Genomic DNA, 16881 nt, shown 5'->3' on the forward strand with positions numbered 1-16881 from the left:
AGGTGGCGCGGCGGAAGCCGTGCCGGTGGGCGACGCTAGAACCGGTAGCGCACCCCCAAATAATAACGTCGCCCGTAAGTGTTGTACTCACGGAAGCTGCCGGGCACCGGCATGTCGGAGATGCGCGGCTCGTTGGTCAGGTTGGACGCCTCCAAAGACACCGACAGCTGCGCATTGAAGCGGTAGCTGGCACGCAGGTCCAGGGTGCCGCTGCCGCGCACGTAACGGTTCTGCGCCGGGGCGCCGACGAACTTCTGGAAATACTCGGAGCGGTATTTGTAGATGGCCTGCAGGTCGACCGCGCCGATGGCGTAATACAGCTGGCCGGAAAACACGTGCCGCGACAGGCCGAAGATATTGGCCGGCGCAACGATGCCGCTGCTCACCAGACCGGTTTCCGGATCGACCTGGTCGCCCAGGCGCAGATCCTGGGTCTTATAGTTGGAATCGGCGTAGTTGTAGCTCAGCTTGACGCCCAGGCCGTCGAACGGCGCCGGCAGGTAGGAGAAGCGGTGGGTGCCGGTCAGCTCCAGCCCGGTGAGATCGCTTTTTTGCCGGGTGGTGACGTCCTGCACCACCGGCACCACCACCGACGTGCCGTCGATGACGAAGCGCTCGTCCACCACCGTGGGCACTGCGCCACCGGTGAACTGCTTGTAGTACACCGCGGCGCTGAGCAGGGAGTCGGCATTGGGATACCACTCCAGCGACACGTCCGCATTGGACGACAACAGCGGCCGCGTGCGCGGGTTGCCGGTGGCGGTGATGCTGCCGATCGCCTCGCCGACGGTAGTGAATTCGGTCCCCGGTTCCAGGATGAAGGTCCGCCCGGCAGACAGCGCCACCAGATCCGGGCGCGCCATGGCCCGGTACAGCCCGAAGCGCAGCTGGGTCTGCTCGGTGAGGCCGATGTTGGCGTTGAAGCTGGGCAGAAACACGCGGTTGGACGCGCGCACCGTCTGCGCGGCGAAGCGCCCGGTTTCCACCAGCTGGATGGTGCCGTCGGGGTTGTCGACCACGTCCAGCTCGCCGCGCAATCCCACCGAGCTCACATCGGTGCGCACCCAGCGCACGCCCAGGTTGCCGTCCACCGGCAGCCCGAACAGCGTGCTGGCGAATTCGCCCATCACATACAGCGCGCGGGTCTTTTCTTCCACGTCGGCGTCGGCGGTGCCGCGCGGGTCGGCATTGCGGCCGGTGTCTTCCACGCCGGTGATGGCACCGAACAGGCAGCGGCTGTCGAAGGTGGCCCACTGCTGGATGGTGTTGCCGCTGGCGCTGGAGAGGAAATCCTCCTGCGGAAACGGTTGCCGGCAGGCCAGGTTGGCGGCGCGGATCGTGGCCGCATCGGTGACATTGCGCTCGACGCGGTCGTCCAGGTCGCGGTAGGTCGCCTCGGACAGGCGCACGCCGCCCTTGATGGAGGTGAGCAGCCCGCTTTCCGGGGTGAAGGCGCCATCGAAACGCCAGGCCCGGATGGTGTGCGCGCGGCGCAACTCGTCGCGGCGCGCGCGCGCGGCCGCGCTGAAATTGTCCGGGTTGTTCAGGTCGAACGCAGGATTGACGACGATCCCCGGCACATCGCCGGCATAGGTATAGGTGTAGTCCACGCGTTGCCCGTTGATCCCGGGCACGCGGTTGCCGTTGATGTCGGTGGCGTTGGAGCGCAGCCGCATCAGGCGGTCGATCTCGCTGCGCTCGGTGCGCGAATACGACAGGTCGGTGGACAGCATCCAGGCCGCGTTCGGGCGCCATTCCACGCGTAGCCCGCCACCGCGATACTGCTCGTCGCGCACCTTGTAGTCGGTGGAGGACTCCACCGTGCTGCTGCCGGTGTGGCCGAGCAAGGCGCCGTTGTCGCCCACCTGGCGGTTGTTGAGGTTGCGCAAGGTCTCGGAGAAATTGAGCTCGGCGCGGTCTTCGGTGACGGTGCGCTGCGAGTCCTGGTAATCCAGTGCCACATCCAGGCCGTCGAACGGCCGCCATTGCAGCGCGGCAAAGGCCGCGTCGCGTTGATCGTGTTCGCTGATCTGGCGGTATACGCGGCTGCCGGGCGCCAGATAATACGGCGTGCCCGCCCGCACCTGCGCCGGGGTTACGGCGGTGCAGTTGCGGCTGGCGCCCACCACTTCATTGGCGTTGCAGGCCGTCCAGGTGGAGCTGCTGCTCATCACTTCTTCCGGGTTGGTGCCCTCCAGCCGCTGCAGGCCAAGCGAGACCCCGAGTTTGCCGGCCCCGCGCAGATCGAACTGGTCCAGGTAGCTGACGGTGCCGCGCCAACCCACGCCATCGGCATCGCGCAACTTGCTGTCGCCATCGGCATAGGTCGCCCGCCCGTCCAGCTGCACACGGCGCTTGCCGAATTCCAGCGGCCGCACGGTCTGCATGTTGACCGTGCCGGCGATGCCGCCTTCGACGAAGTCGGCGCGCTGGGTCTTGTAGATCGCCACGGTGTTGATGAGTTCGGAGGGGAACTGGTTGAAGTTCACCGAGCGGTCGCCGCTGCCGTTGCTGGCCTCGCGCCCGTTGAAGGTGGCCGAGCCCAGGAACGGCCCCAGGCCACGGATGGAAATCTCCGAGGCGCCGCCTTTTTCGCGGTGCGTGGCCGCACCGGTGATGGTCTCGATCGCCTCGCCGATCGACAGCGCCGGCAGATCGCCGATGTCCTCGGCCGACAGCACGTCGGCCACCACCGTCTGCTCGCGCTTGCTGTCGATGGACGACTGGATGGAGCTGCGGATGCCGGTGACCTTGACCTGGTCCAGCGTGGTGGGTGCTTGCTGCGGCGGCGCTTGGGCAGCATCGGTTTGCTGGGCGGCCGCTTGTGCACTCGCCAGTGCAAGGGCGCCCAGCAGCGCCTGAGCCAAGACGTTACGGCGAATTGGTCTAGATGATTGGACTATTTTTAAATACCGCACAATTCCTCCTCCCAAAGGATGCCCGAAATCGAGCAATGCGGAGATTCCACGCGGATAAACTCTAAGTCAATCATTTCCTAGATTTACCGAGCGAGCCACCTGATTAGGCCAATTTCGCGAAATATTTTGTGCGCACGCAGCATGACATCCAGCGTTCCACGCGTTTCAATAGCGAGCAACTGGACTACGCTTTTGGTTGACGATCCAGTCTGCACTGTTACCCTCGGCCATCACCGACGCGCCAGCGTCCAGGAGCATCCCGATGCGATCCCCCGTCTCCCTTGCCTGCCTGTTGCTGCTGTGCGCGCCCGCCTGGGTCGGCTCGGCCCAGGCCACTGCGTACCTGGTGCACGACCAGAGCGAGTACGCCGTGGCGGCGGCCGCGCTGCGTGCCGGTGATCGCATCGTGCTGGCCGATGGGCAGTGGCGGGATTTCGCCATCGTGCTGCGCGGGCAAGGCACTGCCGAGCAGCCGATCACCCTCACCGCGCAAACGCCGGGCAAGGTGATCATCAGCGGCACCTCCGACCTGCGCATGGCCGGCACCTACCTGGTGGTGTCCAACCTGGTGTTCCGCGACGGCCACAGCCCCGGCGATGCAGTGCTGTCGTACCGCATCTCTAGCAAGGAACGCGCGCGCCACAGCCGCATCACTGGGGTTGTGGTGGACGGCTTCAGCAAGCCCACCCGCAGCGATTCGGACAACTGGGTGGCGCTGTACGACAGCGACAACCGCTTCGACCACAACCAGCTGGTCGGCAAGACCAATGCCGGCCCCACCCTGGTGGTGGTGCGCGACGCCACCCAGGGCCTGGACAATCGCCATCGCATCGACCACAACTGGTTCGGGCCACGCCCCAACCTGGGCGCCAATGGCGGCGAGACGCTACGCATCGGCACCAGCAGCGATGCCGACAGCGCCTCCAACTCGGTGGTGGAAAACAACTGGTTCGAAGGCTGCGACGGCGAGGTGGAGGTGGTCTCCAACAAGTCCGGCGGCAACACCTACCGTGGCAATGTATTCAAGCAATCGCGCGGTGCGCTGGTACTGCGGCATGGCGATGGCAACCTGGTCGAGCGCAACGTGTTCTTCGGCGACGGCAAGGCCGACACCGGCGGCATCCGCGTGATCAACCGCAAGCAGACCGTGCGCCACAACTATCTGGAAAACCTGGCCGGGGACGGCTATTCGTCGGCGCTGAGCATCATGTACGGGGTGCCCAACTCGCCCGCCAACCGCTACGTGCAGGTGGACCAGGCGCGCATCGAGCGCAACACCTTCGTCAGCGTCAACCAGCTGTTCTTCGGCGCCGGCATGGATGCCGAGCGCACCGCCGCGCCGATCAACAGCCGCTTTGCCGGCAACCTGATCGTCGCCGCCAACGACCCGGTGCGCGTGTTGGGCGATCTCTCCGGCATTGCGTTTGCCAGCAACCTGCAAAGCCCGCTGGCCTCCACCCGCCTGCCCGGCGGCGTCAACAGCCGCCAGGTGACGATGACCCGCGCCAGCACCGGCTTGCTGGTCGCCGACAACGCCACGGGCGTCGGCGCCGACCCGGCGTTGAGCTACATCGCGCGCACACAGGTGGGCGTGAGCTGGTACCCCAAACAGGCGCCGCAAGCGGTGACCGACAGCGGCCGCCGCACGCGCGTGCGACCGGGTCCGGCCAGCCTGACCGACGCCGTGGCGCAGGCCGGCCCCGGCGATCGCCTGCAACTGGACGCAGGCCGCTACCAGGTCGATGACATCCTCGACGTAGGCCGCCCACTGACGCTGGAAGGCCCGCCACGCGGCCGCGCACGGATCCGCTTTTCGCAACCGGCGCTGTTCCAGATCGCACCCGGCGGCTCGCTCAGCCTGGCCCGGCTCGAGATCGACGGCCGCGCCGCGCCCGCGCGGCCGGGCAATGCGGTGATCCGCACCAAACCCGGCACCTCGGTGGCGCAGTACCAGCTCACGCTGCGCGACACGCACTTGCATCATCTGGACGCGCACCCCGGCTTCGATGTCATCGCACTCGGCAAGGGCAGCCTGGCCGACCACATCCTGCTGGACCGGCTGCTGGTCGAAGACGTCTCCGGCCGGGTGCTGTCCGCGCGCGCCGAAACCGACGACCGTGGCACCTACAACGTCGAACAGGTGACGGTGCGGCAGTCGCAGTTCCACCGCGTCGCCGGGCCGGTGCTGGACCTGTATCGCGGTGGCCGCGACGAAAGCACCTTCGGCCCGGTGCTGCAGCTGAGCGACTCGCACTTCACGCAGGTCGGCCTCGACGCAGGTGCGTCGCTGCGCCTGCACGGCGTACAGCGCATTGCGTTGCGCAATAACCGCTTCCTCGACAGCGCCGCGATCCTGGCGCAGCGCACCACCGGCACGCCCCATCTCATCGCCAGCGGCAACCAGTTCGTCGGCACCCCGGCGTTGCGCGCCGACGCAGCGGAGCCCCTGCTATGACCCGTTCCACCCGCCTGTTGCTGCTGGTCCTGGTCGGCGCCGGCAGCGCCCTGCCCTGCAGCGCCGCCCCGTCACCTGCGGCCGAGCAAGCGGCGCAGCCGCAACAGCGCGCGACCGATGCCGCGCCGGTGCTGGTGAGCGCCCAGCAATGGCGCGACATGGCCAGCGATGGCGCCAAACTGCCGCTGTTCGCCCGCGAACAGGCGCGCGCCGAAGCCAGCGTGCGCGCGGCGATGAAGGCAGGCGTGGACGTGCCGGTGCCCAGAGATCCCGGCGGCGGCGCCAGCCACGAGCAGCACAAACGCAACTACCAGGCCATCCAGGCCGCCGGCGCGCTGTACCGGCTCACCGGCGATCGCGCCTATGCCGACTACGCGCGCGACGTGCTGCTGGCCTACGCACGCCTGTATCCCACGCTGGGCGCACACCCCGCCGGGCGCGGCCAGGTGCCAGGGCGGCTGTTCTGGCAGTCCTTGAACGACTCGGTGTGGCTGGTCTACGCAAGCCAGGGCTACGACGCCATCCGCGACACGCTCAGCGCGCAGGACCGCGCCACCATCGACCGCGATGTGTTCGCGCGCATGGCGCACTTCCTGTGCGACGAAAGCGCCGACAACTTCGACAAGATCCACAACCACGCCACCTGGGCGGTGGCCGCAGTCGGCATGACCGGCTATGTGCTGCGCGATCAGGCGTTGGTGGACAAGGCACTGCGCGGCAGCAAGCGCGATGGCAAGGCCGGCTTCCTGGCGCAGGTGGACCAGCTGTTCTCGCCGGACGGCTACTACGCCGAAGGCCCGTATTACCAACGCTATGCGTTGGCGCCGTTCGTGCTGTTCGCCAACGCGATCGCGCGCAACCAGCCGCAGCAGCGCATCTTCCAGCGCCGCGACGGCGTGCTGCTCAAAGCCGTGGACAGCCTGGTGCAGAGCAGCTACGGCGGCTATTTCTTCCCGATCAACGACGCCATCCTCGACAAGGGCCTGGACACCGAAGAACTGGTGGCCGGCATCGGCATCGCCTATGCACAGACCCACGACGCGCAGCTGCTGTCCATCGCACAACGCCAGCGCCGCGTGCTGCTCACGCCCGAAGGCCTGGCCGTGGCCACCGCGCTCGCGCAGGACCGCGCCCAACCGTTCGCCTTCGGCAGCGTGTTGCTGCGCGATGGCGCACAGGGCGACCAGGGCGCGCTGGCGATCCTGCGCAGCGGTGGCGACGACGGCCAGGCGCTGGTGATGAAGAACACCTCGCAAGGCATGGGCCACGGCCATTTCGACAAGTTGCACTGGCTGTTCTACGACAACGGCCAGCGCGTGGTCACCGACTACGGCGCGGCGCGTTTCTTGAATGTGGAAGCCAAGGCCGGCGGCATCTATCTGCCGGAAAACAGCAGTTGGGCCAAGCAGACCGTTGCGCACAACACGCTGGTGGTGAACGAGACCAGCCACTTCAACGGCGACTGGAAAGTGGGCGAGCAACATGCCCCGACGCAGCGGCTGTTCGCCAGCACTGCCGACACGCAGATCGTGTCGGCGCGCATGCAGCAGGCCTACGACGGGGTCACCTTCACCCGCACTCAGGCGTTGCTGTCGCACCCGGAGCTGCGCCTGCCGGTGGTGGTCGACCTGCTGCGCGTCACCGCCAGCGCTCCGGCACGTTACGACCTGCCGCTGCACTTCAACGGGCAGATCATGCAGGTCGGCTTCACCGCAGAGCACGCACTGACGCAACGTGCGGTGCTGGGCAAGGCCAACGGCTATCAGCATCTGTGGGTCGACGCCTCCAGCGACGCGAGCACCGACACGCGCAGCCTGAGCTGGCTGCTCGCCGGCCGTTTCTACAGCTACCGCTTCGGTAGCAGCATGCCTTCGCGTGCGTTGCTGGTGGAAAGCGGCGCCAACGACCCGAACTTCAACCTGCGCCGCGAACCGGCGCTGATCCAGCGTGTCGATGGGCAGGCCAATGTCAGCTTCTTCGGCGTGCTGGAACCGCATGGCGAATACAACGGCACCGCCGAATACGTGCGCGGCGCCAATAGCCGTATCCGCGCCATCGAGCGCGTACGCGGCGACGATGCCGAGGTGATCGTGCTCACCCTGGTCGGCGGCCAGCGCATCGCGCTGGCGGTGGCCGACGACGCCGATGCACAACGCAGCCACCAGGTGCAGGCCGCCGGGCAGCGCTACAACTGGCGCGGCGGCTACGCGCGCTTCGATCGCACTGCAGGTGCGCAATGAGCACCGCCTCCACCCGCACGCGCCCCACGGGCAAGCGCTCGGCGGTGCGCTGGCTGATCGTGGCGCTGATCGCGGTGGCCACGGTGATCAACTACATCGACCGCAACGCGTTGGCGGTGATGTGGCCGGCGATCTCGCGCGACATCGGTGCCACCAAGGAAGACTACGCGTTGCTGGTCACCATCTTCATGCTGTTCTATGTCGCCGGGCAGTTCGTGTTCGGGCGGCTGTTCGACATCATCGGCACCCGGCTCGGCTTTGCCCTGTCCATCGCGGTGTGGTCACTCTCCATCGCGCTGCATGCCGTCACCCACTCCATCATGGCGTTCTCAGTGGTGCGCGGACTGCTGGGCATCAGCGAAGCTGGCGCCTGGCCGGGCGCGGTCAAGGCCAATGCGGAATGGTTTCCCGCGCGCGAGCGTGCGTTGGCGCAGGGCATCTTCAATGCCGGCGCCTCCATCGGCGCGATTGTCTCGGCGCCGCTGATCGCGCTGCTGTTCCTGTCGTTCGGCTGGAAGGGCACCTTCGTGCTGATCGGCGTGCTGGGCATGCTGTGGTTGCTGCCGTGGCTGGTGATCTACCGCGCCGGGCCGGACCGGCATCCCTGGGTCAACGCGGCCGAGCGTGCGTTGATTCTGGATGCGCCCGAGGCCGGCAGCGCGCCGCCGCCGGCCTACCTGCCCACGCTGCGCCAGCTGATGTCGCACCGGCAAAGCTGGGGGATCGTGCTGGCGCGGTTCTTCCTGGATCCGATCTGGTGGCTGTTCGTGTCGTGGCTGCCGATCTACCTGGCCGAGACCTTCCACTTCGACATCAAGCAGATCGGCGCGTTCGCCTGGGTGCCGTTCGTCGGCGCGATGCTGGGCAGCCTGTGCGGCGGCTGGCTGTCCGGGCGGCTGATCGCGGCCGGCTGGAGCGTGGACCGCGCGCGCAAATGGACCATCACCCTGGGCGGGGCGATCATGGCGCCGGCGCTGCTTGGCGCCGTGCAGGCGGCCGACCCGCGCATGGCGGTGCTGACGATTGCCGCGGTGCTGTTCGGCTTCCAGATCGCCATCGGCAATATCCAGACCCTGCCCGGCGATCTGTTCGCCGGCAAATCGGTCGGCTCGCTGGCCGGCATCGGCGGCATGGCCGCGGTGGCCGGCACCTTGATCACCACCTGGCTGGTCCCGGTGATGACCGCGACCTCGTACGCACCGATGTTCATCCTGGTCGCCGCGCTGGTGCCGGCCTCGCTGGCCGCGCTGTGGCTGGTCACCGGCCGCATCCACCGACTCGACGCGCCGGGCACCTGAACGTGCCCGCTGCCTACTCCGCTTTCCCCACACCAACAGGACACACCCGCATGCAATTCCACGACAAGGTCGCCATCGTCACCGGCGGTGGCCGCGATATCGGCCGCGCCATCTCGCTCAAGCTGGCTGCGGCCGGTGCCAAGGTCTGCATCAACTACGCCAACGACGACGCCAGCGCGCGCGACACGCTGGCGCAGCTGCAGGCCGCCGGCGGCCAGGGCATCCTGCACCGCGCCGACGTCACCGACGCCACCGCCGTGGCCGGCCTGCTGACCGCCACGCGCACCGCATTCGGCCAGCACATCGATGTGCTGATCAACGTGGCCGGCGGCATGCTGGCGCGCAAGCCACTGGCCGACATCGACGAAGCCTTCTTCCATCAGGTGATGGACCTCAACCTCAAATCGGTCTACCTGACCACCCAGGCAGTGGCGCCGCATATGCGCGAGGGCGGCGCGATCGTCAATTTCGCCTCGCTTGCCGGGCGCGATGGCGGCGGACCGGGCGCGGCCATCTACGCCACCGCCAAGGCGGCGGTGATGACGTTCTCGCGCGCGATGGCCAAGGAACTGGGCCCGCGCGGCATCCGCGTCAACGCACTGTGCTGCGGCATGATCTCCACCCGCTTCCACGACGACTTCACCAAGCCGGAAGTGCGGGCCTTCGTCGCCAATGCCACCCCGCTACGGCGCGAAGGCCGCCCCGACGAAGCCGCCGATGCGGCGCTGTACCTGGCATCGGATGCGGCCAGCTTCATCAATGGCGCCAACCTGGACGTCAACGGCGGCGTGTTCTTTTCCTGATCGACAACGGAGTCTTGCGCATGGCCTGGCGATGGATGATGACTGCGACACTGGGCGTCTTGCTGGCGGGCCCGGCCACGGCGCACCCGGCACCACGCTGGGTGCCGGCCTGGATCGCCTCGGCGACGCCGGACCGGCTCGACGGCGGCGCCGAGACGCCGCTGCAATTTACCGATGAAACGGTGCGCCAGGACATGCGCCTGGGCAGTGCGGCAGTGGCCTTGCGCGTGCGCATCAGCAACGAGCTGGGCACCGCACCGCTGACGATCGGTGCGGGCACGGCGCGCCTGCTCGGCGGCGCGGGGGACGCGCAACCGCTGCGCTTCGATGGACGCGCCAGCGTGACCGTGCCGCCCGGTGGCGTGCTGCTCAGCGACCCGGTGCCGTTGCGCGCACCGGCATTGGGCGAGGTGGCGGTCAGCCTGTATTTCCCCACGCCGGCGCGTCCGGCGGTACGCCGTACGGCACTGCGGGTGGTCAAGGGCCAGGCCGAGGTGCCGGACAGCAAGGCATTGGCGTATCGCCAGAACGTCATCTCCGCCCTTTACGTCCAACCGCCGCATCCCCGCCAGACCGTGGTGGTGGCGCTGGGCGATTCGATCACCGAAGGCGCCACCGCCACGCGCGGCGCCAATGCCGATTGGCCGGCCCTGCTGGCCAGGCGGTTGGAGCAGCGTTGCCCCGGCAGCGTGGTGGTGCTCAATGCCGGCATCAGCGGGAACAAGCTGCTCGACGACGGCCGCAGCCCCAGCGCGCTGGCGCGGCTGGATCGCGACGTACTGGCGCTGCCCGGCGTGGACCAGGTGATCCTGTTCGAAGGCATCAACGACATCCGCCACAGCGGTCCGCCGGATGCAATTCCCGGCCGCAATGCCGCCGACATGGTGCTGGGGTATCGCCAGATCGTGACCCGGCTGCAGCAACACGGCATCGCCGTGATCGGCGCCACGCTGACGCCGTTCGGCAACTCCGATCGCTACGAGCCGGTGGCGGCGGCCACACGCCAGACGCTCAACGGTTTCATCCGCGATGGGCAGGCATTCGATGCGGTGATCGACTTCGACGCCGCGCTGCGCGACCCCGCCATGCCGGAGTGGCTGCCCGCCGCGCTGACCCGCGATTTCCTGCATCCCAACGACGCCGGTTATCAACGCATGGCCGCGTCGGTGGACCTGTCGTTGTTCTGCAAGGCCCGCTGAGCATCCGGTCGCCACGCGGTGGCGCGCATGCACCAGGCTGGCTGCCACGGTGATGCGGAGAGGTACCGCGCAAAGCGTGGCGCACCAGCTGGCGAGCCGTCAACGAAGGCTCTATGCCGCCGTGGCAGTTCGAGCGCCGCGCGGCGCGCAGTGCGCCGCAATGATGTTGCGATCAACCGGCATCACCACCTTCGCGCCGCTGCATTGCTACGGCATCGGCCCCGGCCACATCGTGAGCGTGGTCGGCATCGGCGGGCTTGGCCATCCGGGCATCACGTTCGCACGCGCAACGAGGTGCATGACCGGTTCGTGATCGATCTGCAGGCCTCTGCGTTGTCACCGCGCGGAAAGCGAAAGCAGTGTGGTTACCTGCGTCGCCCATCCTGTAGCGTGCACACACTGCCACCCAAGAATCCTCACATGTCTCCACGCACGACGCGGCGTCAACTGCTGGGTGGCGCAGCCGCGCTAGGCTTGCTCGCGCGCATTCCCGCCGGCTGGGCGCTGCCGCCCGGATCGGCGCGCGCGCCTGCTTTCATCGACGCGCTGATCGCGCGCATGAGCGTGGAAGAAAAAGCCGGCCAGCTCAGCCTGTTCAGCTCGGCGCAGCAGGATGGCAAGGCGATCGTCGCCAACCCGCTTGCACGCTCTGCCGATGGGGACGATCAGCTGGCTGCGGCCCGCGCCGGGCGGCTGACCGGGGTCTTCAATGGCTCCAACGTGCGCTGGCACCAGCAACTGCAGAAGGCAGCGCTGCAAAGCCGGCTGCGCATTCCGTTGCTGTTCGCCGCCGATGTGATCCATGGCTACACCACCGTCTTCCCGGTGCCGTTGGCCGAAGCGGCCAGCTTCGAGCCAGACCTGGCACGGCGCACGGCGCGCGCAGCGGCCATGGAGGCCAGTGCGGTGGGTCTGGACTGGACCTTCGCGCCGATGGTGGACATCGCCCGCGATGCACGCTGGGGCCGTGGTGTCGAGGGCGCTGGCGAAGACGTGCTGCTGGCGCGGCTGTTCGCACAGGCGCGGGTGCGCGGCTTTCAGGGCGATGCGGGGTTGGCGAATCCCGATGCGATGGCAGCCTGTCCCAAGCATTTCGCCGCCTACGGCGCGGCCGAAGGAGGGCTGGATTACAACCGCGTGGATGTCTCCGAGCGGACGCTGCGCGAGGTCTATTTCCCGCCGTTTCAGGCCGCCTTCGCTGCAGGCGCGGTCACGACCATGGCCGCATTCAACGAACTGTCGGGCATTCCGGCAACGGCCAACGCGTGGTTGCTGGATGGCGTGCTGCGGCAGCAGTGGGACTACCCGGGCTTGGTCGTGTCCGACTTCAGCGCCGACCAGGAACTGGTTGCGCACGGCGTTGCAGCCGACGACCGCGAGGCGGCCAGGCTGGCCTTCATGGCCGGGGTGGACATCAGCATGGAAAGCGGCCTGTATCTGCGCTACCTGCCTGCCCTGGTTGCCGCAGGCGAGGTGCCGATGGCACGGCTGGATGCCTCGGTGCGCCGCGTACTGACGTTCAAGGCGGCGTTGGGGCTGTTCGACGATCCGTTCCGGCGCATCCGGCCCAGGCTCGCGCAGTCGCGTCAGCGCCGCGCCGAGACCCTGGCGTTGGCGCGCGAAGCCGCATGCAAATCGGTGGTGTTGCTGAAGAACGACGGCGAGCTGTTGCCATTGCGACGCAGCGGCCAGCGCATTGCGCTGATCGGGCCAATGGCGCGCGACTGGCTCAATCACGCCGGGCCGTGGAGCCTGTTCGATGAAGAGGACAACCGCAACACGCTGGCCGCTGCACTGTCGGGCGCGCTGGACGACCCCGATGCACTGCGCGTGGAGGACGGTTGCGGCTTCGATCAAGCGCTGCCGGGCGGCGTGCAGGCGGCAGTGGCAGCCGCTGGCAATGCCGATGTGGCGCTGTTGGCAATCGGTGAGCCGCTGAGCTATTCGGGCGAGGCGCAGTCGCGCACCGAGATCAGCATTCCCGAGGTACAGCAGCAATTGCTGGCAGCCGTGATCGCCACCGGCACGCCGGTCGTGGTGCTGCTGAGCACCGGCCGTGCACTCGCGCTGGAGGGGCCGGTGCTCGCATGCGCGTCGATCCTGGTTAGCTGGTTCCTGGGTTCGGAGGCGAGCGCTGCGGTGGCCGACATCCTGTTTGGCACACGTGCGCCATCGGGCCGCTTGCCGGTGAGTTTTCCGCACGCGGCAGGCCAGGTGCCCTACTTCTACGCACACACCTCCAGCGGCCGCCCCAACCCGCAGCCGGATGTCCTGGAGCCGTACAAAACGCACTACCGAACGGTGCCCAACACCGCACTGTTCCCCTTCGGCCACGGGTTGACCTATGGCCGCATCGAGTACGGCGAGCTGCGCTTGAGCGATACGCGGATGACGGCGACCGGCAGCCTGCGCATCAGCGCGCACATCCACAACCGCGGCACGCGCGATGCGGAAGAAGTGGCGCAGCTCTACATCCGCGACTGCAGCGCCAGCGTCACCCGCCCGGTGCGCGAGCTGAAGGATTTTCGCAAGCTTGCAGTGCCGGCAGGCGGCAGCGTGGCGGTGGAGTTCGTGCTGCGCCGTGAGGATCTGTTGTTTATCGGCCAGGCATTGCAGCCAACCGTGGAGCCCGGCGTGTTCGATGTGTGGGTGGCGCCTTCTGCGGAAGCGGCAGGCGTGTCTGCGCGTTTTGAATTGATGGGCTGAGCGCTAGCCGCAACCGGAGTGGCTCAGCTCAGGGGATGGATGTACGGCGTGTCCCGCTCGTGGTGAGGGCATCGCGCCTTCTAGCAGCTCGCTTTGGAATATCACATTGCGTTGAGGCTCACGCTCTCGGTGGTCTTGAGAGGTCATTGAACGGTACGGATGCGTCGGTTTGGAGCGGATGATCTGCGGCTTGGCTGCGGGGCCCTTGCCCGCCCACCCTCGCGGGACACGCCGCAAGTACGTCCGTGTAGGCTCTTACGCGGCATCCATGCCGCGTAAGGTCCCGCGAGGGTGGGCGGGCAAGGGCCAGTGGAGATGGTCGGTGTGCAGGGTTGCGAGCAGTGCGTGTTGCGCGGCCGTGCGATGCGGTGCGGTCTGATCAGTTCCTTCGATCCGAGCTATTTCACGGCCCATTCCAGAGATCACTCCAGTGGTCGACGAAGGCGCGTATGGCCGACACGTTGCCGCCATCGCTATAGCGTTCGAGAGGGTTTGTTAGATCCTTTTATTCCCCGCGCAACACTTGCGCCAGGAACGGCGCGGTCCGACTTTCACGATGCCGCGCAACCACATCAGGTGTACCCGCCACCACCACATTACCGCCCGCACCACCGGCGCCTGGCCCCATGTCCAGCACCCAATCGCTGCTTGCGGCCACGCGCATATCGTGTTCGACCACGATCACCGTATTGCCCGCCGCCACCAGGCCTTGCAGCTGGCGCATCAAGGTGTCCACATCGGCCGGATGCAGGCCGGTGGTCGGCTCGTCCAGCACATAGACAGTGTCGCGCCGCTGCGCGCGTTGCAGTTCGGTGGCCAGCTTGATGCGCTGCGCCTCGCCACCGGAGAGTTCGGTGGCCGGCTGGCCGAGCCGCAGATAGCCCAGCCCTACTTCGCGCAACACCTGCAACGGACGCAGCACGCTGGCGTCTTCGGCAAAGAATGTGGCGGCTTGGTCCACCGTCATTTCCAACACCTGCGCGATGCTGTGACCACGCAGTTCGATTTCCAGGGTCTTGGCGTTGTAGCGCGCGCCATGGCAGGTGGGGCACGGTGCGTAGACGCTGGGCATGAACAGCAATTCCACGTGCACCGAGCCTTCGCCTTCGCAGGTGGCGCAGCGGCCCTTGGCGACATTGAACGAAAACTGCCCCGGGTCGTAACGGCGACGACGCGCGGCCGGGGTGGCGGCGAATAGCTTGCGTACCGGATCGAACAGGCCGGTGTAGGTGGCCAGATTCGAACGCGGTGTGCGGCCGATCGGTTTCTGGTCGACACGCACCAAGCGACGCACCTGTTCGAGCCCACCAACGATCGCACCACCCAGCGGCACCTGCGTGCCACGCTCCAGCGGATCCAGCGCCTCGTCTTCCTCTGCCTGCGTTTGCCCAAGATGGGCGGCCAGCAATTCCACCAGCGCCTGGCTCACCAACGACGACTTGCCCGAGCCGGACACGCCGGTGACGGTGGTGAACACGCCCAGCGGCAAGTCCACATCCAGTGCGCGCACATTGTTGCGGGTGATGCCGCGCAACTGCAGCCACCCGGTGGCTGTGCGTGCATGGCTGTGCACCTGCGGCGGCGTGCCGAACAGATAGCGCCGCGTGGACGAGGCGTCCACCTGTTCCAATCCCGCAGGCGGGCCGCTGTAGAGCACCTGCCCGCCATGCACGCCGGCAGCCGGGCCCACATCCACGATCCAGTCCGCATGGCGGATCACGTCCACCTCGTGTTCCACCACGAACACCGAATTGCCGGCAGCCTTGAGCTGATCCAACGCACCCAGCAATGCCTGCGCATCGGCCGGATGCAAGCCGGCCGAGGGTTCGTCCATCACATACACCACGCCGAACAATTGCGAGCGGATCTGCGTAGCCAGCCGCAGGCGTTGCAGCTCGCCCGGCGACAACGTGGGCGTGCTGCGCTCCAGGCTGAGATAGCCCAGGCCCAGTGCCTGCACCACGGCGATCCGCGCGCGTAGATCGGCAGCGATGCGTTGCGCGGCAATCGCTTGCTCGGGATGCGTGTCGGCTTGCGTACGTGTGTTACTGCGCTTGCGCTTGCCAGCATCGCCCTCGGCAGCCGGGCGCAACAACTGCGCCACTTCATCCAATGGCCGCCGCGACAACTCGCCGATATCCAGCCCGGCAAACGTCACCGACAACGCCTCGCGCCGTAGCCGCTTGCCATCGCACTGCGAGCACTGCGTGCTGATCAGATACTGCGCCACGCGCTTTTTCATCTGCGCGCTCTGGGTGGTGGCAAAGGTGTGCAGCACATAGCGCCGCGCACTGGTGAAGGTGCCCATGTAACTGGGTTCTTCCTTGCGGCGCAGCGCGCGCTTGACCTCGTCCAGGCTGTAGCCGGCATACACCGGCACCACCGGCTGTTCGTCGGTGTAGAGAATCCAGTCGCGGGTTTTCTTCGGCAGCGTGTGCCACGGCACGTCGACGTCGTGGCCGAGCGTGGTGAGGATGTCGCGCTGGTTCTGCCCATGCCAGGCACCGGGCCAGGCGGCCACTGCGCGATCACGGATGCTCAGTGTGCGATCCAGCACCATCGTCGCTTCGGTGGCGTCGTAGATGCGCCCCAGGCCGTGACAGGTGGGGCACGCACCGGCGGGGGTATTGGGCGAAAACCCGTCCGCATAGATGATCTCCTGCCCCGGCGGATAGTTGCCTGCACGCGAATACAGCATGCGCAAGGAATTGGAGATGGTGGTGACGCTGCCCACCGACGAGCGCGCACTCGGTGCGCCGCGCGCCTGCTGCAAGGCCACTGCCGGCGGCAGGCCTTCGATGGAATCCACTTCCGGTACACCGACCTGGTCGATCAGGCGCCGCGCATATGGCGAAATCGAATCCAGATAGCGACGTTGCGCCTCGGCAAAAATGGTGCCGAACGCCAGCGACGACTTGCCCGAGCCGGACACTCCGGTGAACACCACCAGCGCATCGCGCGGGATGTCCACGTCCACGTTCTTGAGGTTGTGCTCGCGCGCACCGCGCACACGCACCAGGCCAGAGGACGACGAGATTGCGTTGGACATGACCACCAGACCGACGTTCGACAACGCACTAGCCTAGCGCGGCGCGCATGCAGCCGATGTCGTCGTCGCATCGTAGCGTCGTTTAGATGCAGTCAGATGCTTGGATCAAAAGCCTGGTTAGTCGAAGGCGCGGTGCCCTCACCGCTCGCAGGACACGCCGCAAGTACATCCATGTAGGCTCGGTGGCGGCATCCATGCCGCCACACGGTCCCG

General features: G+C 67.3%; 9 protein-coding genes. 7 read left to right on the plus strand and 2 right to left on the minus strand.

Features of this window, described 5'->3' with window-relative positions; translation table 11 throughout:
• Positions 1–35: 35 nt before the first annotated feature.
• A complete protein-coding gene (locus FFY45_RS03500; RefSeq protein ID WP_217902440.1) occupies positions 36–2867 on the minus strand; it encodes a TonB-dependent receptor in 2832 nt (943 codons plus the stop codon).
• Positions 2868–3180: 313 nt separating this feature from the next.
• On the opposite strand from FFY45_RS03500, the gene FFY45_RS03505 reads away from it, so the two are divergent.
• From FFY45_RS03505 to FFY45_RS03535, 7 genes are all read left to right on the plus strand, one after another.
• Positions 3181–5373, plus strand: a complete 2193-nt coding sequence (locus FFY45_RS03505) for a polysaccharide lyase 6 family protein (RefSeq protein WP_255171851.1) — start codon at positions 3181–3183, stop codon at positions 5371–5373.
• Positions 5370–7613 (plus strand): oligoalginate lyase, encoded by a 2244-nt coding sequence (locus FFY45_RS03510; RefSeq protein ID WP_176339436.1) that lies wholly within the window; start codon positions 5370–5372, stop codon positions 7611–7613. The genes FFY45_RS03505 and FFY45_RS03510 overlap by 4 nt, the downstream gene beginning before the upstream one ends.
• Positions 7610–8911, plus strand: a complete 1302-nt coding sequence (locus FFY45_RS03515; RefSeq protein WP_176339437.1) for an MFS transporter — start codon at positions 7610–7612, stop codon at positions 8909–8911. Before FFY45_RS03510 ends, FFY45_RS03515 begins: the two co-directional genes overlap by 4 nt.
• Positions 8912–8961: 50 nt before the next feature.
• Positions 8962–9714, plus strand: a complete 753-nt coding sequence (locus tag FFY45_RS03520; RefSeq protein WP_023903049.1) for an SDR family NAD(P)-dependent oxidoreductase — start codon at positions 8962–8964, stop codon at positions 9712–9714.
• 20 nt (positions 9715–9734) lie between these two features.
• A complete protein-coding gene (locus FFY45_RS03525; RefSeq protein ID WP_439333506.1) occupies positions 9735–10913 on the plus strand; it encodes an SGNH/GDSL hydrolase family protein in 1179 nt (392 codons plus the stop codon).
• A 160-nt stretch (positions 10914–11073) separates the two neighbouring features.
• Positions 11074–11226, plus strand: a complete 153-nt coding sequence (locus tag FFY45_RS03530; protein WP_255171868.1) for a hypothetical protein — start codon at positions 11074–11076, stop codon at positions 11224–11226.
• Positions 11227–11333: 107 nt separating this feature from the next.
• A complete protein-coding gene (locus FFY45_RS03535) occupies positions 11334–13619 on the plus strand; it encodes a glycoside hydrolase family 3 N-terminal domain-containing protein (RefSeq protein ID WP_176339438.1) in 2286 nt (761 codons plus the stop codon).
• A gap of 505 nt (positions 13620–14124) precedes the next feature.
• Here the strand turns inward: FFY45_RS03535 and FFY45_RS03540 are convergent.
• Complete coding sequence (locus tag FFY45_RS03540) at positions 14125–16668, minus strand: excinuclease ABC subunit UvrA (protein ID WP_176339439.1); 2544 nt, start codon at positions 16666–16668, stop codon at positions 14125–14127.
• Between the last annotated feature and the right edge of the window lie 213 nt (positions 16669–16881).

Source organism: Xanthomonas hortorum (genome assembly GCF_011305375.1).
In the GTDB taxonomy this organism is placed as follows: domain Bacteria; phylum Pseudomonadota; class Gammaproteobacteria; order Xanthomonadales; family Xanthomonadaceae; genus Xanthomonas; species Xanthomonas hortorum_E.